15 protein-coding genes and 1 tRNA gene are annotated in these 22241 nt (G+C 57.7%); 6 read left to right on the top strand and 10 right to left on the bottom strand.

Features of this window, described 5'->3' with window-relative positions:
* Window positions 1-161: 161 nt before the first annotated feature.
* The 6 genes from EDC27_RS08320 (at window position 162) to EDC27_RS08295 (ending at window position 9537) form a co-directional block, all read left to right on the top strand.
* Window positions 162-2762, top strand: a complete 2601-nt coding sequence (locus EDC27_RS08320) for a molybdopterin-dependent oxidoreductase (RefSeq protein ID WP_170161700.1) — start codon at window positions 162-164, stop codon at window positions 2760-2762.
* Window positions 2763-2764: 2 nt separating this feature from the next.
* Window positions 2765-3610, top strand: a complete 846-nt coding sequence (locus EDC27_RS08315) for a sulfide/dihydroorotate dehydrogenase-like FAD/NAD-binding protein (protein WP_123290174.1) — start codon at window positions 2765-2767, stop codon at window positions 3608-3610.
* A 70-nt stretch (window positions 3611-3680) separates the two neighbouring features.
* Window positions 3681-5162 carry an NADPH-dependent glutamate synthase gene (gene gltA, locus EDC27_RS08310; protein WP_123290173.1) on the top strand — a complete coding sequence of 494 codons (1482 nt, stop codon included), beginning with the start codon at window positions 3681-3683 and terminating at the stop codon, window positions 5160-5162.
* Between the two features lie 24 nt (window positions 5163-5186).
* Window positions 5187-8246 carry an FAD-dependent oxidoreductase gene (locus tag EDC27_RS08305; RefSeq protein ID WP_123290172.1) on the top strand — a complete coding sequence of 1020 codons (3060 nt, stop codon included), beginning with the start codon at window positions 5187-5189 and terminating at the stop codon, window positions 8244-8246.
* Window positions 8247-8268: 22 nt separating this feature from the next.
* The gene (locus EDC27_RS08300; RefSeq protein WP_123290171.1) at window positions 8269-8709 is read left to right on the top strand and encodes a hydrogenase iron-sulfur subunit; all 441 of its coding nucleotides are present in this window, start codon (window positions 8269-8271) and stop codon (window positions 8707-8709) included.
* A gap of 36 nt (window positions 8710-8745) precedes the next feature.
* Entirely contained in the window at window positions 8746-9537 is a 792-nt protein-coding gene (locus tag EDC27_RS08295) for a 4Fe-4S dicluster domain-containing protein (protein ID WP_123290170.1), read from the top strand.
* A gap of 464 nt (window positions 9538-10001) precedes the next feature.
* Here the strand turns inward: EDC27_RS08295 and EDC27_RS08290 are convergent, their stop codons facing one another.
* The 10 genes from EDC27_RS08290 to EDC27_RS08245 form a co-directional block, all read right to left on the bottom strand.
* Complete coding sequence (locus EDC27_RS08290; protein ID WP_245994389.1) at window positions 10002-10154, bottom strand: entericidin A/B family lipoprotein; 153 nt, start codon at window positions 10152-10154, stop codon at window positions 10002-10004.
* 130 nt (window positions 10155-10284) lie between these two features.
* Window positions 10285-10360, bottom strand: a tRNA-Val gene (locus EDC27_RS08285).
* Window positions 10361-10372: 12 nt separating this feature from the next.
* Window positions 10373-12280 (bottom strand): tetratricopeptide repeat protein, encoded by a 1908-nt coding sequence (locus EDC27_RS08280; RefSeq protein ID WP_123290168.1) that lies wholly within the window; start codon window positions 12278-12280, stop codon window positions 10373-10375.
* Window positions 12273-13019, bottom strand: a complete 747-nt coding sequence (locus EDC27_RS08275; protein WP_170161699.1) for a pseudouridine synthase — start codon at window positions 13017-13019, stop codon at window positions 12273-12275. The genes EDC27_RS08280 and EDC27_RS08275 overlap by 8 nt, the downstream gene beginning before the upstream one ends.
* A gap of 31 nt (window positions 13020-13050) precedes the next feature.
* Window positions 13051-14052: a tryptophan--tRNA ligase gene (trpS, locus tag EDC27_RS08270; RefSeq protein WP_123290523.1), complete on the bottom strand. Its 1002-nt coding sequence runs from the start codon at window positions 14050-14052 to the stop codon at window positions 13051-13053.
* A gap of 296 nt (window positions 14053-14348) precedes the next feature.
* Window positions 14349-15002 carry a site-2 protease family protein gene (locus EDC27_RS08265; RefSeq protein ID WP_123290166.1) on the bottom strand — a complete coding sequence of 218 codons (654 nt, stop codon included), beginning with the start codon at window positions 15000-15002 and terminating at the stop codon, window positions 14349-14351.
* On the bottom strand, window positions 14986-17655 hold the full coding sequence (locus EDC27_RS08260) for a CBS domain-containing protein (protein WP_123290165.1): 2670 nt from the start codon (window positions 17653-17655) through the stop codon (window positions 14986-14988). The genes EDC27_RS08265 and EDC27_RS08260 overlap by 17 nt, the downstream gene beginning before the upstream one ends.
* A 117-nt stretch (window positions 17656-17772) precedes the next feature.
* Window positions 17773-18657, bottom strand: a complete 885-nt coding sequence (gene xerD / locus EDC27_RS08255; protein WP_123290164.1) for a site-specific tyrosine recombinase XerD — start codon at window positions 18655-18657, stop codon at window positions 17773-17775.
* Window positions 18658-18882: 225 nt separating this feature from the next.
* Complete coding sequence (locus tag EDC27_RS08250; RefSeq protein ID WP_123290163.1) at window positions 18883-20538, bottom strand: pyruvate carboxylase; 1656 nt, start codon at window positions 20536-20538, stop codon at window positions 18883-18885.
* Window positions 20539-20554: 16 nt separating this feature from the next.
* Window positions 20555-22000, bottom strand: a complete 1446-nt coding sequence (locus EDC27_RS08245) for an acetyl-CoA carboxylase biotin carboxylase subunit (protein WP_123290162.1) — start codon at window positions 21998-22000, stop codon at window positions 20555-20557.
* Between the last annotated feature and the right edge of the window lie 241 nt (window positions 22001-22241).

Genomic DNA, 22241 nt, shown 5'->3' with positions numbered 1-22241 from the left:
GGCCTTTTCTCCATTTATGGTGAAGGCGTTCTAAATCAGGGGGGCCACGCCGCAAGCAAACGCTTCGTAACCCAATGATATGGATTGTTTTTTTGGCCCATAATGTGATTTTTTTCTCTTGAGGCGCCGAGAGCGGTGAAACACCAGAATCAGGGGTCATGATGAGCGACGTCAACATTTGGATCAACGACCAGCAAGTCAAGGCAAAGGCGGGCCAGACGATTCTTCAGGCCGCGGATGAGGCCGGGATTTATGTTCCTCGGTTGTGCTTTCACCCGGCCTTGGAACCCAGTGGATCGTGCCGTTTGTGCGCTGTGGAAATCGAAGGCCAGAGGGGGTTGCCGGCGGCCTGCACAACGCCGGTCGCCGAGGGGCTTCGTGTGCAGACGCAAACCCCCAAGGTCATGGATTTTCGACGGGAAATGCTGCAGCTGATTCTGCGGGATCATCCGCGCCATTGCCTGGGGTGTCCTCGCAACGGCACCTGCGAACTGCAGCAGTTGGTGGCGGCCGTCGGGATTGATTTCCCTTACCCTGCACCGGACGTGGTTCGGCCGCAGCCGCTTCCCGGAGGTCCATATTTTGAGCGGGACTACAGCCTCTGTGTGCGCTGCGGGCGTTGCGTGCGGGTCTGCCATGAAGTGCGAGGAGCGCGCACCATCGTGTTTCGAGAATCCAAGGATGGCCGCCAGTCTGTGGGCACTCCTTTTGACCGGTCTTTGGAAGAGTCGGGCTGCCAGTTTTGCGGCGCCTGTGTGGATGTGTGTCCCGTCGGAGCGCTTCGCGAAAACCTTACAGATTTTCATCGAGAAACACGGCCGGCCATGGATGCCGTCTGCCAAGCTCTGACGGCCATCATCACAAACCTTTACAATAAGGAACTGGAAACCCGGTGGTCCACGGCCATCTGTCCCGTATGCAGTGCCGGGTGTCGGTTGATGTTGGAAAAAACCGCCGATGAGACGGTCATTCAGGTCAAACCCAGCCCGGACGGTCCCAGCAACAAGGGCCAAGCCTGCGTCCAGGGTCGGTTTCTGCTCAAACGGTACGTGGCGCGTTCGGAGCGGCTTCGACAGCCAGCCGTCAAGGAAGGAGGGTCTTGGAAGAATCTCTCGTGGGATGAAGCGCTGCAGTATGCGGCCGAAAAATTCCGATCCTACGCTCCCAATCAAGTCGCCGTGCTCACGGACGGCCGCTTGACCAACGAGGAGCTTCATGTTCTGAATCGGCTGGCTCGAGAATATTTCAAGACCGAGCATGTGGGCCTTATGGCTCCATCGGGCCTGGTGGCCTTTGAAAAGGCGGCCACGGAACTTCTGGGCACGGCGGGCGCCACCAACAGTTTGCAGGATCTGGCGGAAGCCTCGGCCATTTTTGCCATGGGACTGAACCCGGCGGCGTCCCAGCCCATTGCGGGCACGGCCATTCGCCAGGCGGTCCTTAAGGGCGCCAAGCTGGTCGTAGCCAACCCGTATGATGTGGCCATTGCTCGCTACGCGCATGTGCATTTGCGTTATGTGCCCGGATCCGAAACGGCTCTCGTCTTGGGCCTTGTGCGCATCATTTTGGACGAAAAAGGCGTCGACAAGGCCATGGCACCAGACGTTCTGGCGGCACTCAAAGACCTCACGGCTCCATTTGACGTCGAAACTGTGGCGCGGTGCACCGGGTTGCATCAGGAGCAACTGGTGGAAGCTGGCTGCATGTTGGCGGAGAAGGATACGGTAGCCGTTCTGGCGGGTTTGGGCGTGATTCAATCGCCCCATGTGGCCGATCTAACGCGCGCTCTGATCACTTTGGGTTTTGCCAAGGGCAGCTTCGGAAAGCGTGGTGGCGGCTTTTGGCCCCTTTTTGGTTCCAGCAACATGCAGGGAGCTCGAGACCAAGGGTGGAGCACCACGGTCATGGACGCTTTGGCTTCAGGGAACATTCGAGCCGCCTACGTGGCTGCCGAATCCTACGGGGATTTTTGCTGGCAGCCCCTCATGGCTTGTGCCCAGTCTTTGGACTTTCTGGTGGTCCAGGATGTGGTGGCACCTCCCGAAGCCGTGGGTGCCCACATCGTCCTGCCCCTGACGCCGCTTTTGGAAAAGGATGGTTCCTTGACCAACGGTGAGCGGCGCGTGCAATGGACGGAAAAGGCTCTGACCACGAGCACGGGATCCCGAACGGTCCTTGAAACGGCGGCGGCCTGGTCCCGCTTTTTTGGCAAGGAACCTCTAGAAACGGCGGACCCTGGTGTGGTGATGAAGACCTTGGGGGCCCATGTGCCCGGATACGCGGGGATCGATCGCAGTCGAGCCCGATACGAGGCGGTACAGGTGCCGTGTCCTTCCCCGGACCATGGGGGAACGCCCGTCTTGTTTGCCGAGGCGCCGCCGGTCTACAAACCGTGGAGCCCTTCGCAGGATTTAGGGCTCAAGGCCGCGGCAGAAGCCTCTCCGGAATTCCCCCTACGTCTCACGACCAAGGAAGGCTTGTACCCGTCCTTTTTCGGACCTCTTTTGGCGCCGGAATCCCAGGCGGTCATGGCCTGCGACGGCGAAATTGAAATGCACCCCACGGACGCCTATCGCTTGGAGTGCATGCCCGGAGACACCGTGGCGGTAGTCTTTAACGGCGGGGAAATTTCAGGGCGCCTGGCGTTTAACATTCATCTTCCCCTGAAGCTTGTGGCTGTGCCGGCGGAACGACTGCAAAGCGTCCTCGGCGGGACTCATCTTCCGGGCACAACGATGGCTGCAAAAGTGGAGAAGAGATAGCCATGTATTCCATTGTCGAACATGAAGTTTTGGCTCCCAGAGTGCACCGGCTTCGCGTACAGGCACCGGTGGTGGCGGAAAAGGCCAAGCCGGGCCAGTTCGTCATACTCATCATCGACGAGAAAGGCGAGCGCGTGCCCTTTACCATCAGCGATTGGGATTCCGAGGCTGGCACGGTGGATTTTGTCTTCATTGAGGTGGGAAAGACGACGCAACAGTTGGCCACGATGCAGCCAGGAGACCAGCTCCTGAGTTTCATCGGTCCGTTAGGGCGCCCGGCCGAAGTAGGCCAATTCGGCCATGTGGTCTCGGTGCTCAGCGGCTACGGCATCGCCGCCATGGTTCCCATTCTCAAGGCCTTAAAGGACAACGGCAACACCCTGACCACCATCGTGCAGGCACCGGACCAAGACCGCCTCTTTGGTCAAAAGCCTCTAGAGGAACTGAGCGACACCCTCATTCTGGCCCTCGGCACACAAGGCGACGGCATGATGGAAAGCACCACCGTGGCCATGCGCAAGCTGCTTAACCAGCATCCCAAGCGCCGCATCGACCGCGTCATCGCCATGTGTTCACTGTGCCTCATGCGCGTCCTTTCGGAAATGACGCGCCCCTACGCCATCAAGACCATGGTGCATTTGACTCCGGTGATGGTGGACGGCACGGGCATGTGCGGCGCTTGCCGCCTGAGCGTGGGGCGCACCAACCGGTTCGCCTGTGTGCACGGTCCGGAATTTGACGGCCACGAAGTGGACGGCTGGGAAGTGCTCATGGCCCGCCGCTGTACGTATGCCGATGAGAGCATTTTACAGCAAGGATTTCAGTGTCGCGGATGTTCACAGTGGTAGGCTATAGGAACCCACGGTACGGCTTCGTGCGGCGCCCGCACGGACGGGCAGCGTTTAAGGAGATCAGGCAATGACGGAAGAAAAAGGAACCAAAAGCGCCCCGGCAAAGAAGCAGAAAATCAATCTGAACCGGGTCGAGATGCCGAAGCAGTCGGAACACGAGCGCCGTCACAACTTCGATGAAGTGGCTCTTGGATACACGTGGGAATTGGCCAAAGAAGAGGCATCCCGTTGTATTCAGTGCAAAAAAAGGCCGTGTCAGCAGGGCTGCCCGGTCAATATCGACATTCCAGATTTCATTGCGGCTCTGCAGCGCGAAGACGTGGAAGAGGCGGCGCGCATATTGAAGCGCAAGACATCGCTTCCCGGCGTCTGCGGCCGCGTGTGCCCTCAGGAACTGCAGTGCGAAAACGCCTGCACCCTGAACAAAAAAGGAGCTCCGGTGGCCATCGGGCGACTGGAACGGTTCATCGCCGATTGGGAAAGAACTCAAGGGGCACCCACCATGCCGGAGATGGCACCGTCCACGGGCAAAAAGGTCGCCGTGGTGGGATCCGGCCCTTCGGGCCTCACAGTGGCGTCCGACCTGGCCATTTTGGGGCATCAAGTCGTGTTGTTTGAAGCGCTTCACGTGGCCGGCGGGGTGCTCATGTACGGTATTCCCCAATTTCGCCTTCCCAAAGAAATCGTGCAGCGCGAAGTGCAGTACGTGCAGTCCCTGGGCGTGGACCTCAGGCTCAACACGGTCATCGGTATCAACTACAGCCTCGATGAACTGCTGCGCACCGACTACGATGCCGTCTATCTGGCCCCCGGTGCCGGGCTTCCCAAATTCCTCGGGGTGCCCGGAGAAAATCTGAACATGGTCTATTCGGCCAATGAGTTCCTGACGCGCACCAACCTCATGAAGGCTTACCGATATCCGGAATACGCTACGCCCATCAAAATGGGCAAAAAGGTGGCGGTCATCGGAGGCGGCAACGTGGCCATGGATGCGGCGCGCTGCGCCGTGCGCCTTGGAGCCCAAGAAGTCTATGTCATCTATCGACGCACGCGCGCCGAAATGCCGGCTCGACTGGAAGAAGTCGAAAACGCCGAGGAGGAAGGCATTGAGTTCCATTTTCTGTGCAACCCCACGGCCTTTTTGAGTGACGGGCGCAACAACGTGGCGGCCATGGAACTCATCCGCATGAAACTTACCGAACCCGACGAAAGCGGCCGGCGACGTCCGGTCCCCATTCCCGGAAGCGAATACATTCTGGACGTGGACACCGTTGTGGTTTCTTTGGGAACCTCCCCCAACCCCCTCATCCCTTCCACAACTCCCGACCTCAACGTCACGCGCTGGGGCACTGTGGTCACTGATGAAAGGGGCCGCACCTCCAAGGCCCGAGTGTGGGCCGGAGGCGACATCGTCTCGGGTGGGGCCACCGTCATCAGCGCTATGGGTGAGGGGCGCATTGCGGCGGCGTCCATGCATGAGTTTTTGAGCAACGGGCAGAAAAAGATCATTCCTCCCAGCCCCGCAACGGACGACCCTAAAACGCTATAAGGATTGAACAAGGGAGGCATCAACATGACCAATGCGACGCGACCCACCCCAGCGAACACCATCGGATCCGTCATGGTGGTTGGTGGAGGCATCGCCGGCGTCCAGGCAGCCTTAGATTTGGCCGATTCGGGGTATTTCGTGCACCTGGTCGAGTCCAGTTCGGCCATCGGCGGCGTCATGGCCACGCTTGACAAGACTTTTCCTACCGACGATTGCTCCTTGTGCATTCTGTCACCGAAACTGGTCGAGGTCGGGCGGCATTTGAACATTCAACTGCACACGCTGGCCGAAGTGAAAGGGGTTTCAGGGCAAGCCGGCAATTTCCGCGTCACCGTTTTCCAGCGCGCCCGCTACATCGACATGGAAAAGTGCATCGGATGCGGCACCTGTGCTGAAAAATGCCCTCGCAAGGTGCCCGATGAGTACAACGCGGGGCTCGGCCGACGCAAAGCTGCCTATGTCAAGTTTCCCCAAGCCGTGCCTTTGAAGTATCTCATCGACAAAGATCATTGTATCTATTTCGAAAAAGGCAAATGTCGCGCCTGTGAGAAGTTTTGCCCGACCCAGGCCGTGAATTTCGATGATAAGGATCGTGAGTTCACTCTGGACGTGGGCAGCATCATTTTGGCACCCGGCTTTGAACCCTTTGATCCCAGGGTTTACGACACCTATAACTACGCCAAGCTACCCAATGTCGTCACATCCATGGAGTTTGAGCGGATTTTGTCCGCCTCGGGCCCCTTTGAAGGCCACCTCGTGCGGCCCTCGGATCATCAGGAACCTAAGAAGATCGCGTGGCTGCAGTGCGTGGGATCCCGCGACATCCACCATTGCGACAACGGCTATTGTTCCTCCGTGTGCTGCATGTACGCCATCAAGCAAGCCGGAATCGCCATCGAACATGCCGGCCCCGACCTGGAGACGGCCATTTTCTTTATGGACATGCGCACACCGGGTAAAGACTTCGACAAGTACTATGAGCGTGCTCAAAAAGAAAAGGGCGTGCGCTTCATCCGCTCCCGAGTTCACAGCATTGAAGCCGTCCCAGGAACCGACGATCTGGCTATTCAGTATGTGACCGAAGACGGCCGGGTCGTGGAAGAAATCTTTAACCTCGTGGTGCTGTCTGTGGGTCTCCAGATTTCCCAACAAACTCTGGACTTGGCCGAAAGGCTCGGGGTGGAGATCGGCGACGGCCGCTTCGCCGCCACCTCACCTTTTGAACCCGTTCAGACCTCTCGGGACGGCATTTTTGTGTGCGGCGTTTTTCAAAGCCCAAAAGACATTCCCCTTTCCGTCATGGAAGCCTCGGCCGCTGCGGCCGAATCCGCCGCCCTGCTAGCCCCCGCGCGAAATACCCTGACCCGCAAGCCCCCTGCACTTACGGAAAAAGATGTGGCGACCCAAGAACCTCGCGTGGGCGTGTTTGTCTGCCACTGTGGCGTGAACATCGCCGGCGTGATTGATGTGGCGGCGGTCGCCGATTACGCGGAAACGTTGCCCTCGGTGGTGTATGTGGAGCGCAACCTTTTTACGTGCGCCCAGGACACCCAGGACAAAATGAAAAAGGTCATCGAAGACCATAAGCTCAACCGAATCGTCGTGGCCGCCTGTTCCCCTCGAACCCACGAACCTCTGTTCCAGGAAACCCTTAAACAGGCCGGTCTCAACAAATACCTCTTTGAAATGGCCAACATTCGCAACATGGGCTCCTGGGTCCACATGAACGAGCCCGAAGCCGCCACGGAAAAGGCCAAAGACATGGTGCGCATGGCGGTAGCCAAAGTGGCCTTGCAACAGCCTCTAAGCGAGGTGCAGCTGAACGTGACCAAATCGGGCTTAGTGGTCGGGGGCGGTATCGCGGGCATGACGGCCGCCCTGACCTTGGCCGACCAAGGTTACCCCGTCACGCTCGTGGAACGCAAAGACGTCCTGGGCGGTCACGGCCGCAAGCTCTATTCCACCTGGGACGGCCAGCCCATTGCGCCCTTCTTGGATGAGCTCATCAATCGAGTCATCCAACACCCGAAGATCACCGTGTACACCAACACCCATATCCGGGACGTGCAGGGCTTTGTGGGCAATTTTCACACGGTGCTGGATGTGGGCGGATCCCCCAAGGAAGTCGACCATGGTGTCGCCATTTTGGCCATTGGAGCCCATTCACTGAAACCTACAGAATACGGCTACGGGCAAAGCGATCGCATTTTCCTTAATCTGGATTTGGATCAGGCTATCAGCCAACGAGATTCGCGCATTGTCAATGCCAACTCGGCCGTGTTCATTCAGTGCGTGGGATCCAGAGAACCCCAAAGGCCATACTGCAGCCGAGTCTGCTGCAGCCATTCCATTGAAAACGCCCTACGCCTTAAAAAGCTTAATCCGGATTTGGATGTCTTCATGCTCTACCGGGATATTCGCACCTTTGGCTTGAGAGAAAACCTCTACAAGGAAGCTCGGGCCCGGGGTGTGCTCTTCATTCGCTTTGACCTGGACAACAAACCCCAGGTCCAGGTGGCCTCAGACGGCTCCCTCACCGTCACCGTGCTGGACCACATCCTGCAGCGCCCCATCGTGCTCAAACCGGATATTCTCACCCTGGCCTCCGCCATTGTCATGCGCACGGAAGAAGCCGATGAGCTGGCCAAGATGTTCAAGGTGCCTTTGAATGCCGAAGGCTTCTTCTTGGAGGCTCACGCCAAATTGCGACCCGTGGATTTTGCCACGGACGGCGTTTTCATTGCGGGCTTGGCCCACTACCCCAAACCCACCGAAGAATGCATCGCCCAGGCCAAGGCCGCCGCGGCTCGCGCGGCCACCGTGCTGGCCAAAGATTCCATTCTGGCCGGCGGTGTGGTGGCCGTGGTGAACAAGGACCTGTGCTGCGGCTGTCAGGGCTGTGTGCAGTGTTGTCCCTTCGGGGCCATCTCGTACCTGGAACAGGAAGCCAAGTGCGAAGTCAACCACGCTCTGTGCAAGGGATGCGGCACCTGCGCGGCCACATGCCCATCGGAAGCCATTACGCTGCTGGGGTTTTCCCACCTGCAGCTCTACACCCAAATCGACGAGGCCCTCAGCGCTTAGGCCATCGGCAGGAGATACAATCATGGCGGAACGCTTTGAACCGAGAATTTTGGCCATTTTGTGCAACTGGTGCAGCTACGCCGGAGCCGACTTGGCGGGGGTGAGCCGGTTTCAGTACCCGCCCAATGTGCGTGTCGTGCGCGTCATGTGCTCGGGCACCGTATCGCCCCACCATGTGCTTCACGCCTTTCAACGCGGTGCCGACGGAGTGCTTGTTGCCGGATGTCACATCGGGGATTGTCATTACCTCAAAGGCAACTACATGACCCTAAAGCGTATGAAATTCGTGCAGGAACTGATTCGATTCGCCGGTTACAACCCGGAACGGTTTCGCCTGGAATGGATTTCTTCGGCCGAAGGCATCAAATTCGCCGAAGTGGTGCGGACGTTTACCGAGAAGGTGCGTTCCCTGGGACCCGCTCCGTCCTTTGAAGCGAGCCCGCGGCTGGCCCTGGGACTTTAGAAGAGGCTTCACGTTCATTGTACAGGATGGAATCTCATGAAGAGCAAAGTGCGACAATTGCTGGAAGAAGGCCGCGTGGACGCCTTTGTGGCCTACAAGACGGTTCACGGGCTGCCTTTTCCCGCCGTCTTCACCAAGGCCGACCTGGACGCGTTGGAAACCTGGCAGCCCTTCAAGGCTCGATACCCCGTCACCAAGCTGCTTCTGGCTCAAGCGCGGCAAAACCCAGAAAAGACCTTTGGGGTTTTGGTGCGCGGCTGTGAAGAGCGGTCCCTTTATGAACTGTTCAAATGGAACCAACTAAACCCGTCCAAGGTGGTCATTCTGGGACAGGCTTGCCCTCAAGACCTCGCCTTCTACTGCGAATGCGCCAAACCGTACCCCGATCACCTGGACTATGGCGAGGCGCCCAAAGGCGTGCAGCAGAGCCGTCGGCTTCAGGAACTGGAGGCTATGCCGGAGGCGGACAGGCTGGCCTGGTGGCTCGGTCATTTCAACCGCTGCATTCGATGCTACGGGTGCCGCGACGTGTGTCCTGTGTGCTTCTGCACCGAATGCAGCCTGGAACACAAGGAACTCATCCCCGCAGGAAAACTGCCTCCGGACACTTCCTTTCACCTGGTGCGCGCCGTGCACATGGCCGGCCGATGCATCGACTGCGGGCTCTGCGAGGAAACCTGCCCCGCCAACATTCCCCTGCGGGCCCTCTATAAGCAGGTCAACAATCTGGTGGAAGGCATCTTTGACTACAAAACGGGCGTGCCCGACGGCCGATCGCCCTTCACCATGCTGGGCGACGAAAGCTTTCTGCCCACCGGCACCCGCTAAAAATAGGCCCTAAAACGGGCTTTCAACGCCCTTCTTGACGCGATTCCAAATGAACGTCGTGGCGCGGGCCGATTCCCGGCTCGCGTCCCACTGGGGTCACATGTTGGTTTGTGCCGGTCGCCAGGACTACCCCACAGGGCCAGTGCGATCATAAGGTCCGAATCGACCAAGGTACTGGCGCGAGTTTCTTCGAAACTGTCAATGGTAAGCCTCGCCGCTCCCGGTCGTTCGATGCCGCCTGGGACACCACCGACCCAAGGCCAATAAGCCGATTGTGATCAACACGAGGTCGAGACATCGCCTAGATGATCTCGAAGGCGCTGCGCCCGTTTGCACCGGCAAGGCACAACACGGCTCTCGACCAGCTTTAGGCTTCCTGGTGAAGAGCTTTAGGCTCTTCGGTGGGGGCCGCTTTTTGTGAAGGCCCGGCACGCTTGAGAATAAAACAAGATGTGACCCATGATTCATTTACCGGATGTGCGTTCGATGGCGCCGCCTAGAGAACGAATGTCTTTGCCGATGCCCTTGACGGTGTTGCAGCCTACCGCAGCAGCACAGAAAAGGCTCAAGGCCAACACCCAGTTCCACATCCTGCCAAACCGACGGATTCTGCGCATGGAACGGCTCCTTGAAATGTTGCTTCCTCACACGGTCGCGCTTTCCACCCCGGAAACGCCCACACCCAGGTACTCAGGAATCTACCCATAAAAAAAGCTTCGGCTGCACCGAAGCCAAAGCGTTTCCAAGTGGTGGGCGGGGGGGGATTCGAACCCTCGACTTCCACCGTGTGAGGATGGCACTCTCACCGCTGAGTTACCCGCCCGAAGCACGGCCTTTATACACGAACCGGCTTTTCCGTGCAATAGAAAAAGCCCGTCTTTTTGGGAGCCATCAAAAGGAGCCTCAGGCGCAAATAATCGTCCTTGGCCGCCGCATCGTTGGGATGGATTTCCAAAACGCGCTTGATCTTTTCCAGCGCCTTGCTGTACTGCCCCAGGCTTTCATGAAGCTGAGCTGCCTGTTTAAGGTATTTGACTTTCTTTGGTTCCAGCCGGCACAGTTCTTCCAAGGCCTTCAGGGCCTTTTGTTTTTGACCTTTCTTAAGCGCTCCGTAGAGCAGATACTGGTAAAAGGCCGTCACCTTGGGATGCTTTTGCGCCGCCTCTTCAAACACATTGACAATGGCATCATAGTCTTTTGCCTGGTCGTACAGAACAAAAAGGGCATCGTAGTAAGCCAGGTTATCTTTGTCCACAGCAATGAGTTTCTTCAGGATTTCCACCTGCTTGGGCTGGTTCTTGGCTTTTTGATAAAGATCCAAGAGGTATTTTAAAGGCTGGGGATCGTTCGGCGACAGGCCCGCGCACTTTTCAAAGGCGCTCAGAGCCTTGTCCCACTGTTTGGTGTCGTAGAGAAGCATGGCCAAATTCCATTGCACCACGCGGTCCTGGGGGTCTAGGCGAGCCAGGTTTTCGTAGACTTTGAGCAGTTCGCCTTTATCGCCGGATTTTTCCAAAAGGGCGGCCAAACGCACAAGAACCCTTTTTTCGGAAGGATTTTTGGCCATGAGGTCCCGATAAATTTTCAATGCTTTGGACGCGTCCCCGGCTTTTTCGGCCATGGCCGCAAGCTTTAGCCAGTTGGTCACATCCCCTGGATTGGCCTTGAGGTATTTTTCCAAATCCTGAGCGGCCTGATCCAAGTCACCCGTTTTGCTTCTCACCACCGAAAGGTTGTAGTAAATGGTGGAGTTGCGCACGCCGGCGGCCATGGCGCTTTCGTAGGCCTGGGCGGCCTCCGCCCAGTTTTTCGCCTTGGTGGCCAGATCCGCTCGCACCAGGTGCCATGAGCCGCGATACGCCGCCGGCACCTTGGGACCATGCTGCCTGAAGAGTTTCAAGGCTTCTTCGATGGGCACCTGGCGCTGCATGTAGCTCACCAGGTCCTGAAACACCTGCGTGTCGTTGGAAAGCTGCAATAGGTGCAGCGAAGCTTCCAGCACCTGGGCGTGTTTTTTCTGTTTCTTGTAGACGGCGATGAGCCTATCTAGCACGGGCCGAGACGGCCCGAGTTCCAAGACTTCTTTGTAAAGCTTTTCCGCATCCCCGTATCGATTCGCTTCCCCATACAAGCCGGCCAACTGGGTCTTGACCAGGACGTTGCGCGGGTCGGCTTCCAGAACTCTTTCCAGATACTGGATTTTCTCTTCCAATTCAACCGCTTCCTGGGCCTTGGCCAACCAGTCCTTGGCGTCCAATTGGACGAAAAGTCGAACCCTGCCAAGGGGTTTACCCATCCACGTGGCTTCCAAGTCCACGCGTCTGGGCGTCTCAAAGGTTTCGGCCGGCATAAGGTCCCTGAGGACCTTCGCCTGGCCTGTCACCTCGCGAACATTCAAGTCCGCGGCCCGCACCGTGACACCCCAGGCAATCCATCCATCGGTTTTCACGCCGACCACGCGAAGGGCATCGCGTGGGTTGAAAACTTTTTCGCCGTCCAAAGGAATTTCTTCTGTTTTTCCATTGACCTCCAGAACAACGGCTTCCAGCCGATGCGGCACCGGGAGTCTGGCGAGAACAGCTTCGAGAGGATTCCCGTATAGCTTCACCCCAGCGAAAATCGCCATGGCGGCAGCGGCCAATACACCAACCTTGAGGGCCCTGGACGCTCTGGAGCGTCGGCGTCGAGGTCGAAAAAGCGATACCGTGTCATAAGACCTTTTGGGAGAGCTTCTTTTAAACATTATGCACGCGCCTGTTTTCCAAAGCCCCCATCACGACTTGCCGAAGGCGGCTCACTTCCTGTTGCGAAAGCCGCCTCCATTGTCCCACCGGCAACCGGCCCAAGCGAATGGGTCCGTAAGCGATGCGATGAATGTTGAGGACAGGAAGCTCCAGGGCGTGGCCCATGCGTTTGATCTGCCGATACCACCCCTGATGCAATGTGACAACCAACCAGGTCGATGTGGCAAAGCGCCGCACCACCTCCACCTCCGCCGGAGCCGTCACCCCTTCCTTCAACCGAACACCTCGGCGCCACGCATCCAGTTGATCGCCAGTGGGCACGCCTTGTACTTCCACGCGATAGACCTTCGGCACTCCGTAGCGCGGGTGCATGAGCCGGTTGGCCAGTTCTCCGTCATTGGTGAGAAGGAGCGCACCCGACGCATCCCAATCCAGGCGCCCCACAGGAAAAACGCGCGTGGAAAGCCCTTGCAGATAGTCCATGACGGTCGGCCGTCCCCGTGGATCCCGAACCGTGGTGAGGCACCACCTGGGCTTATGCAAAAGAATGACCTCTTGGGACGAAGGCAGCTCCACGACACGCCCGTCCACACGCACTTCGTCGCGCCTCGGATCCACCGTGGTGCCCAACTTGGTCATGACCACGCCGTTGACCCGCACGCGTCCTGCAGCGATCCATCGCTCTGCCGTGCGCCGAGATGCCAATCCGGCCTGCGCGATGAATTTATGAAGCCGCATGGGCGGCAAAGAAGCCTTCGGCTTTTGATCGTCAGACATTCTTTCCCAATCCCACGGTTTCCAAGACCTGGTCCATGGTCTTTTGAGCTTCCCTGCGGGCTTTTTCAATGCCTTTCTCAATGGAGGCTCTGACAGCGTCCATGTCCTTTTCCAGGGCCTGGCGTTTGTCCCAGATGGGACCTAGGTGCTCCACAACATGGGTCAGAAGGATTTTCTTGCAGTCCACGCACCCAATCCCCGCTGTTCGGCAACCCTGCGTCACTTGAGCGATTTCGTCCGGGGTCGAATACAGTTTGTGGTATTCAAACACGGGACATTTTTCGGGATCCCCGGGATCTGTGCGGCGCGCCCGAGCCGGATCGGTCATCATCTGCAAAATCTTTTGGCGAACGGATGCCTCTGGTTCCGTGATGTAGATGCAATTGCCGTAACTCTTGCTCATCTTTCGCCCGTCGGTACCTGGCAACACAGGGGCTTCCGTGAGTAGCGCGTCTGGAATGGGAAAGACTTCGCGATGGTAGATGAAATTGAAACGCCGGGCGATTTCTCGCGTCAATTCCACGTGGGGCAATTGGTCCTTGCCCACCGGCACACCATGGGCTCGATAGATGATGATGTCCGCCGCCTGCAGCACCGGATACCCCAAGAAGCCGTAGGTGGACAAATCCTTGGTGTTCAGCTGCTGCTGCTGTTCTTTGTACGTGGGGTTACGTTCCAACCAGGCCAGGGGCGTGATCATACCCAGAAGGAGGTACAGTTCTGCATGCTCCTTGACTTGGGACTGGATAAATACCACCGCTTTGTGCGGATCCAATCCGGCCGCTAACCAATCCAAAATCATGTCCCACGTGTTCTGGCGAATGGCCGTGGGATCTGCATAGTCCGTGGTGAGCGCGTGCCAGTCGGCGACGAAGAAGAAGCAATCGTACTGATCTTGAAGCTGAATCCAATTTTTCAAAGCCCCGTGCAGGTTTCCCAAGTGAAGACGCCCCGTGGGACGCATGCCGCTTAAGATCCGCTTGTGCTGACTCATCAAAACCTTCACCTCCTTGGTTCGTTGGCACATCAAGCCCTGCTTCCATCGCAGGCGCGACCCCTCGCTTTCGTGAGGGCAGGTTCTTATGGCCGACCGCGGTTTTCAAACCCCAAAAGCAGGATCCCGCCCCTACGCCAATGCGTTGTTATGGATGCGCACCTCACGGGGCGATTTTTTCATCCGATCATTCATAGCTTCGTCGGGCATTCTCGGTACGGCTTTCGCCGCTTCTTCAATACCTTCATCCTACGGCGAATTGCGCCACTTCTCCAAATTGTCTTCTCGAAAAGCCTTCACAGGAAAATTCTCGCGAACAGATTGACCACGGGCCGCAGCATGTACCCCCACCACCCGGTGATCACGAAGATCAGAACAATAAACATGCCGAATCGTTCCAGGCGAGCCACCTGAAAGGCCAAAGACCGGGGCAGAAGGCCCGTGAGCACGCGCCCGCCGTCCAGGGGCGGCACCGGAAAGAGGTTCACCGCCATGAGCACCAGGTTGAAGACTACTGAAAATCGGGCCATGAGAAACAGAGGAGACAGCACCAGACCCCACACGCCGGACCCCAGTCCCAGGGCAAAAAGAAACACCACGAAGCGATAGACCAGCGCGCTGGCAGCGGCCAACATGAGGTTGGTCAAAGGCCCGGCCAGAGCCACCCACGCCATGGCCCTGCGCCCTCCGTGCAGGCGATGGAACTGGACCGGGACAGGTTTGGCCCAGCCAAAAAGAAAGGGGGCGTTGGTGACCAGCAACATCAACGGGATGAGCACAGTACCCACCACATCGATGTGCACCAAGGGGTTGAGAGAAATGCGACCCAAGAGCCGAGCCGTTGGATCTCCCAGCTTTTCCGCCACCCATCCGTGGGCCACTTCATGAGCCACTACCGCCAGCAGCAACGGCACGGCATAGATGCAGATGTCCCTAAGAATGTCCTGCATGGAGCTCTTCCTTTTTCTGATCCGCCGCGGCGGCCATCAGATTTTGAGCCAACCGCAGTTCGTCTTCCAGGGTCTTGACGTCTCCGTTGAGCTTGGCGTCGCGCACGGCCCTCAGAATGTTTGTGTAGAGAGGTCCCGGAGGAAGGCCCATGGCCTTAAGGTCCCGTCCTCCAATGTCCGGCTTCACATACCGATACCGATGACAATAATAGCTCACCGCACGTTTCACCTCTTCGCGGTTGGTTTTCGCCATCATGAACAGCAGTTCCTCCGGCCGGAACGGCTGAAGCGCCCGATAAATATCACTGGGCCGCAGGCCGGGCAAACGCAAAAACTCGCTGAGCACATCGTTAACTTTCTGTAATGCCCAAACTATTCTTTCCCTGGCGTTGTGAGGCAGATCCAGTCGCGCCAGCACGTTTGAAAGATCGCTCGGTTTGATGCGCGACAGAAAGCCCAAAAAGTACACTCGCCACGCTTCCAGCGGTTCGTCCAGAAAGCTCAGCTTATACCACAGAATGACTTCCTTGATCTTGATGAAGAGCTGTTCCGCCTTGGCATCAAAGCACGCGCTGGGGCACAGGGCTTCCATGACACCGAATTCTCCCAGGCGGCGCAAGGCCGGCAGCGGGTCTTCTTCCATGAAGATGTGCTGCAGTTCATGAAACAGCCGCTGCCCTCCCAACCGGTCGATCAAGCCCATCTTGACGGCGTTGCGCATGAGGCTGGCCGTTTGTTTGCCCACGCGAAAGCCGAAGCGCTGCTCGAATCGAATGGCTCGAAGAATCCGCGTGGGATCTTCCACAAAACTCAGGTTGTGCAGCACGCGAATGGCTTTTTCCTTCAAATCCTTTTGGCCGCCAAAAAAGTCGATGAGAGTTCCGAATTCCTTGGAGTTCAAGGCCACGGCCAGCGTGTTGATGGTGAAGTCGCGGCGGTACAGATCCATTTTAAGGGACCCGAACTGAACGATGGGCAGGGCCGCCGGGTACTGGTAGTATTCCAGGCGCGCTGTGGCCACGTCCACCTTAAGTTGATCGGGGAAGATGAGCACGGCCGTGTTGAACTTCTTGTGGCATCGCGCCCGAATGCCCGCCTTTTCGGCAAAGGTGCGGGCAAAGTGAATGCCGTCCCCTTCCACCACCACGTCGATGTCCAGATTGGGCCGGCGCAGCAACAGGTCCCGAATGAACCCACCAACTGCATACACCTTGTATCCCATGTTCTCGGCATGCTCCCCCAAAGACCGCAGCAGCGTGATAATGTTCTTAGGAAGCTGTTCCGCCATGACTCCGACAATGTTTTTCTGTTTGCCCCATGGGCCCGCGCCCAGATCGTCCTTGAGGGCGGTGGGTTCTCGGGATCGGTCCGTGATCAGGTGATTCAAAAGGTCGCGGCGCGTGATCACTCCAACCAGGGTTTCGCCGTCCATGACTGGAAGAATGCGCTGCTGATGTTCCACGAGATACTTTTGAATGTCCACGAGCCGGCCCTCGACGCCGATGGTGGCAAATTCGGGATTCATGTACTCTCTGACCTTTTCCGCCTGCAGTCCGTGGTAAATGGCCTTTTCCAAAACCTGGCGGTTGATAAGGCCCACGATGCGCCCGTTTTCCAGAACGGGCATGGCATTGATGTTGTAGCGGACCATGAGCTGTTCGGCGTGGGCCAGGTCGGCATGGGCCTCAATGGTGATCACGGGAGAACTCATGAGGGTTCGCGCTGTCACGGCGGGCTTGATGGTGCTTTGCAGGAGATCAAAAAGACGGTCTTCGGCCTGAATGAGGGTCAATTCCCTGATGGTGGCGGACGCCGCCGTGGCATGACCACCGCCGCCGAAATAGGCCGCAATTTCCCCTACGTTCACATCCGGAATGCGGCTTCGAGCCACCAGATAAATGCGATCTTCCATGCGCGCCAAGGCAAAGACGACGTCCAAGTTTTCCATATCTTTGAGTTTATGGACCAGCACGGCGAAATCGCCCACATAGCGATCCACGGACACTGTGGCGATGCATACTTCCACACCCTGTATGTTGTACGTGCGCGCGGAATGCAGCAGTTCGTGCAAGAGGGCCACCTGTTCGGAGGTGAGTTCTCGCGTGACCAGGTCGGCCACCACGTTGAGATCCGCGCCGCATTCCACCAAAAAGGCGGCGGCGCGAAAGTCTTCCGGGGTTGTGGAAGAAAAGGTAAAGGAGCCGGTGTCTTCAAAAATACCGACAATGAGAATGGTGGCCTCTTCGGGCGTGAGCGGCACGCCGCGTTCTCGAAGGATGTGGGTGAGCAGCGTCACCGTGGCCCCCACAGGGCGCACGACTTCCACAGTGCCTTGAATGTCATCGTCCGCCCGAGGATGATGGTCGTAGATGTGCACCTCCACCTCCGGGCGAAGGGCCACCTCCTGAAATTTTCCGATGCGCGACGCCTGGCGCGTGTCCACGAGAATGAGGCGGGAAATGCTGCTGAGGTCCAGCCCTTTGAGTTTGGTAAAATCAAAAAGATAACCCGCCGTATGAACGAAAAAATCGCGCAGGTTCTTTTCCTGGGATCCGGGAAAGACCAAGAGGGCGTCCGGGTAGAGTTTTTTTGCCGCCACCATGGAAGCCATGGCGTCAAAATCCGCATTGAGATGGGTCGTGATCACTTCCATAGAAAAGCTCCCTTGCCGCGTTGCGAGACAACGGCTTTGGCCGACGTCGTTCGTGGATGTTAACGGCGCCGGGGCAAAAGGCCAAGTTGATTCTTGAATCCTTGGGTGAGCTGGGGGTCAGGCTCGAGGGTGGTGCTGTTCATAGATGCGTTTCAAACGCTCTCGAGCGACATGGGTGTAGATCTGTGTGGTGCTGATGTCCGCATGGCCCAGCATCATCTGCAGGGAGCGCAGATCGGCGCCGTTTTGCAGCAGGTGCGTGGCAAAGGAATGCCGCAGCACATGGGGGCTGACCGCGGTGACTATGCCGGCGCGGCGCGCGTAGGATCGAATTATTTTCCAGACCCCTTGCCGAGAAAGGGGCCGGCCTCGATAATTGACAAAGACGCGGCCCGAGTCCCGGCCGGATACCAGCACGGGGCGGCCCCTTTGGAGGTAGGCTTCCAGAGCCTCCACCGCCCACTGGCCCATGGGCACGAGGCGCTCCTTGTCCCCTTTGCCTCGAATGACGAGAAAACCCGCCTTGAGGTTCAGCTGATGAAAGGTGAGGGCCGTCAGTTCGGCGACGCGCATGCCCGTAGCGTAGAGAAGTTCCAATATGGCCTTGTCTCGAAGTCCCAAGGGCGTGCCGTTTGCGGGAGCCTTGAGCAGGGTTTCCACTTGGCTTGCGGAAAGGATCTTGGGCAACTTGTTGGGAAGCTTGGGAGAGACCAAAGACATCGCGGGGTTGGGCACAAGGAGCGATCTTTCTTCCAGGAAGCGAAAAAACGATCGCAGGGACGCCAACCGCCGGGCACGCGTCTTGGGCGCCGTGCCCGTGGCCTTTTCGGCCAGGTAGGCTTCTAGATCCTCGGAGCTCACATCAGCCCAGGACCCTCTGCCCATGCTTTGAAGAGACTCCATGAGTAGACGAAGATCCGTTGCGTACGCCGACACCGTGTGACGACTTAGCCGCCTCTCCGCCACCAGGTACTCAAGAAAAAGATCCACATAGCCTCGCATACCCTCGCCTCATGGGGTCACATCCTGATTTGTGCTAAACCTTGGCCCCTTGGGGTTGGCCCCTTGGGGTCAGATCCTCTTTTGTGCTAATCCAACGGACGGCCCGGAAGCCGTCCCTTCCACCTGAGGGGCCAGCACGCGAATTTGATGGGGCCCATCGTTGCACTTTGATAACCATTCTTTGCTTGTGGCTAGGCACAAAGGGTAGCTCCCCAGGTGGGCTGGCTAGGCCTTATCGACATTGCCCACGGGCACGGCATAGGTCTGAAAATGAAAGTCTACCAGAAGCGAGGTTTCCACCACCCCTTCCTTTTTCATGGTGGACACGATATCGATCTGGTGCGTCTTTCCCTGCTCGTCTGGAATGAGAATTTTCTCGCCGTCTTGAAACCCTCCCCGCCGATACCATACCTGGGGCGGCAAAAGCCACGTCTTGCCGAACGTCTCTTCAAACCGAAAATAATCCAGAGCGTCCTTGGGAAACTGCAGGTACAGGCACAACGCTTCGTCGTCCACCGGCCTTCCCAGCCGTTCCTCCAATTCCCTCCTCTTTTCTTCCACATCCACATCGGGCAGCCTTTGCACGCCGGCCTCATCGGCAAGAATTTGGTACCATTTTTTGCCGTCTCGCCTCTTGTGTTCCAGCACCTTCTCAAAGATCCATTCTTGGGGATCATAAAAGGGAAACGGGCCGTAGCGGCCGAGCAGCAGATTTTTCAAATCGTCACTGGGTTGTTCATACCGGCCATGCAAAACGTTGCTAACCGCCGTAGTCCACAGGATTTGGCTTCCGGGCGTCACCGACCAGAAGTTGCCCAGTTCCTTGTTGACGTCCATCAGTTCGCTGAAGACTTCGTGAATGCGTTCTAAAAGGCCTAGCTTTTCCGCCTGTTCAAAAGCCATTGACGCCGCCCCGCCGGTCAGCCGATGCCTCTTGACCGTGGGATCAAAGCCTCGAAACGGGGTTTCAAAGCGTTCGTAGTACCGGCGTTCACGCCGCAGCAGGTCTGAGGCGTCCACAATGGGCTGAATCTTGAGGCCCGGCGCTTTATAACCGTAATCGTGCAGGGTCTGAATAAGGCTCAGGGCCGGAGCCTGAGAAAACATGCCGCCGAAGCCGTGGTCGGCCACTTCCACGATCTTCACTCCGTTTTCCACCGCCGCCACCATGCGCCCTAGGTCGTTGCCGTCGGTGTTGTGACCGTGATAGGCGAGAACAAGATTGGGGAACCGCGCCCGCAGGGCCTGCACCAGAGAAGCGATGCGCCTCGGAGAACCGAGGGCCGAATGGTTCTTGATACCCAAAATGATGTCGTCGCCAAAGGTATCCAGAATCTCCTGGACCTTGTTCACGTAGAACTCGTCCGTATGCCCGATTCCGGTGCTGAAACAGATGCAGGGCATGAGGAGCTTGCCCGCCTTTTGCACGGCCCGGCCTACCACTTCCAAGTTTGGAACGTAGTTGAGAAAGTCGTAGATGCGCCATACGTCCACGTAGCGCGCAAACAGCGACACCACGATTTCCTGCACGTTGTCAGGATAGGGACGGTATCCGAAGAGGTTTCGGCCTCGGCACACGGTCTGAATGAGCGTGTTGGGCATGCGTTGGCGCACCAGGCGCAGCTTTTCAAAGGGATTGATCTGCTTGGCCAAAAGATCCACATGCACAGACGCGCCACCGGTGATTTCAAAGGCGAAATAGCCCGTGTCATCTCGGTAAGGGGCCACGCGCAGGGTCGTCCACGGCAGAATGCGGCACTTGAAGTCCGACTGGGATACATCCCGCTCGTTGTTGGTGAGAAAATAGCCCGGAGTTTCCCGCAAAAACGCAATGATTTCCGACGGGCTCATGAAAGGCCTGATGCGTTCTCTTTCGGCCATGGAAACACTCCGTCCCTCACGGTTTGTCTTGAGCATAAGGGTTGTAGCCGTAGGCGTTGATTTCGGCAATGAGGCGTGCCAATCGATCGATGGGCGGCGCCTCTTCGCGGTAGGCCAGCAAATGGGGGTGCGTGTCGATGTACGACGTGTCGAAGCGCTGCTCAATGAAATCAGGGTCCTGAACGATCTGTTTGTAAAACGGAATGGTCGTGGGCACGCCCACAATGCTGAATCCATCCAGGGCTCGGCGCAGACGATCCACGGCTTCCCGCCACGTAAAGCCGTAGACCGTCAGTTTGACCAGCATGGAGTCGTAAAACCGAGGAATCTCATAGCCCTGGTAGATGGCACCATCCAGCCGCACGCCGTGTCCTCCAGGAGACTGATACACGCGAATGGCCCCCGGACTGGGCATGAAATTGTTCTTGGGATCTTCCGCATTGATCCGCAGCTCAATGGACCACCCGCGAATCTGAATGTCTTCCTGCCGAAGCGACAGGGGCTCTCCCGCGGCAATGCGCAGCTGTTCCCGCACAATGTCCACCCCCGTGACCATTTCCGTCACGGTATGTTCCACCTGAATGCGCGTGTTCACTTCCAAAAAATAGTACTGGTCCTCCTCGTCGACGAGGAATTCCACTGTGCCCGCATTGACGTAGCGCGCGGCCTTGGCGGCCCGCACCGCATCGGCGCAGATTCTTTCGATCACCAGAGCGGGCAAATTGGCCGGAGCGATTTCCACCAGCTTTTGATGGCGGCGCTGAATGGAACAGTTGCGCGTTCCCAAATGAATGACGGACCCAAAGCGATCGGCAAGAATCTGTACCTCCACGTGTCGAGGATTTTTCAGGCCCTTTTCCAGATAAATGCTCTCATCCCCGAAGGCCATCCGCGCCTCGGATCGGGCCAGCTTCAACCCGGTCACCAGCTCGTCCATGTTCTGCGCCGCTCGAATCCCTCGCCCTCCCCCGCCGGCCACCGCCTTGATCATCACGGGAAATCCATGCTGTTCGGCAAACCGCACCGCCTGCTCTTTCCCCGCTTCCCCTTCCGAAAGCACCGGTGTTCCGGGAATCACAGGAATGCCGGCTTCCGTCATAATGCGTCGAGCCACCACCTTGCTGCCCATGTCGGCGATGACTTCTGGAGGCGGCCCCACAAAGAGCAGCCCGTTGTCCGTGCATCGCCTGGAAAACAGGGGATTTTCCGCCAGAAAACCGTACCCCGGATGGATGGCGTCGGCGCCCGAAGCTTTGGCGGCATGGATAATGCGGTCGATGTCCAGATAGTCCTTTCGCGGCCCCGCCCCAATGCACATCGCTTCGTCGCTCTTCATGATGTGCATGGCGGTCTTGTCCGTTTCCTCATAGATCGCCACCGTGCGAATGCCTAATTCCTGAGCGGATCGCATGATGCGAATGGCAATCTCTCCGCGATTGGCCACAAGCAGCTTTCGGAACATGGGAGTTGATCCCTCCGAAGGTCTTGAGACTTGACACAGGTCATTGGCCGCACCGCTGGCCTCCTTGGCATCGGTGCCGAGCCACATTTGACACACTGCGGCGGCCCTTTGACGCTCTAGGGCCCAAGCCAAGCTTCTTTTGGCTGGGTGTCAGGTCCCGCAAAGTCATGAACCGATTTCACAAAAAGTTGAGGTCTTTTTTGTTGCCAATTTTTGAGTGCCTGAATCGGGGTTATATGGC

Source organism: Desulfosoma caldarium (genome assembly GCF_003751385.1).
Taxonomy (GTDB): domain Bacteria; phylum Desulfobacterota; class Syntrophobacteria; order Syntrophobacterales; family DSM-9756; genus Desulfosoma; species Desulfosoma caldarium.
Note: the sequence above shows the minus strand (reverse complement) of the source record. Positions and strands in the feature narration are given on the sequence as shown.

Excerpts from the sequence above, each read along its gene's own strand:
- EDC27_RS08320 (WP_170161700.1), top strand. The coding sequence starts at position 162 with ATGAGCGACGTCAACATTTGGATCAACGACCAGCAAGTCAAGGCAAAG.
- EDC27_RS08315 (WP_123290174.1), top strand. The coding sequence starts at position 2,765 with ATGTATTCCATTGTCGAACATGAAGTTTTGGCTCCCAGAGTGCACCGG.
- gltA (WP_123290173.1), top strand. The coding sequence starts at position 3,681 with ATGACGGAAGAAAAAGGAACCAAAAGCGCCCCGGCAAAGAAGCAGAAA.
- EDC27_RS08305 (WP_123290172.1), top strand. The coding sequence starts at position 5,187 with ATGACCAATGCGACGCGACCCACCCCAGCGAACACCATCGGATCCGTC.
- EDC27_RS08300 (WP_123290171.1), top strand. The coding sequence starts at position 8,269 with ATGGCGGAACGCTTTGAACCGAGAATTTTGGCCATTTTGTGCAACTGG.
- EDC27_RS08295 (WP_123290170.1), top strand. The coding sequence starts at position 8,746 with ATGAAGAGCAAAGTGCGACAATTGCTGGAAGAAGGCCGCGTGGACGCC.
- EDC27_RS08290 (WP_245994389.1), bottom strand. The coding sequence starts at position 10,154 with ATGCGCAGAATCCGTCGGTTTGGCAGGATGTGGAACTGGGTGTTGGCC.
- EDC27_RS08280 (WP_123290168.1), bottom strand. The coding sequence starts at position 12,280 with ATGTTTAAAAGAAGCTCTCCCAAAAGGTCTTATGACACGGTATCGCTT.
- EDC27_RS08275 (WP_170161699.1), bottom strand. The coding sequence starts at position 13,019 with ATGCGGCTTCATAAATTCATCGCGCAGGCCGGATTGGCATCTCGGCGC.
- trpS (WP_123290523.1), bottom strand. The coding sequence starts at position 14,052 with ATGAGTCAGCACAAGCGGATCTTAAGCGGCATGCGTCCCACGGGGCGT.
- EDC27_RS08265 (WP_123290166.1), bottom strand. The coding sequence starts at position 15,002 with ATGCAGGACATTCTTAGGGACATCTGCATCTATGCCGTGCCGTTGCTG.
- EDC27_RS08260 (WP_123290165.1), bottom strand. The coding sequence starts at position 17,655 with ATGGAAGTGATCACGACCCATCTCAATGCGGATTTTGACGCCATGGCT.
- xerD (WP_123290164.1), bottom strand. The coding sequence starts at position 18,657 with ATGCGAGGCTATGTGGATCTTTTTCTTGAGTACCTGGTGGCGGAGAGG.
- EDC27_RS08250 (WP_123290163.1), bottom strand. The coding sequence starts at position 20,538 with ATGGCCGAAAGAGAACGCATCAGGCCTTTCATGAGCCCGTCGGAAATC.
- EDC27_RS08245 (WP_123290162.1), bottom strand. The coding sequence starts at position 22,000 with ATGTTCCGAAAGCTGCTTGTGGCCAATCGCGGAGAGATTGCCATTCGC.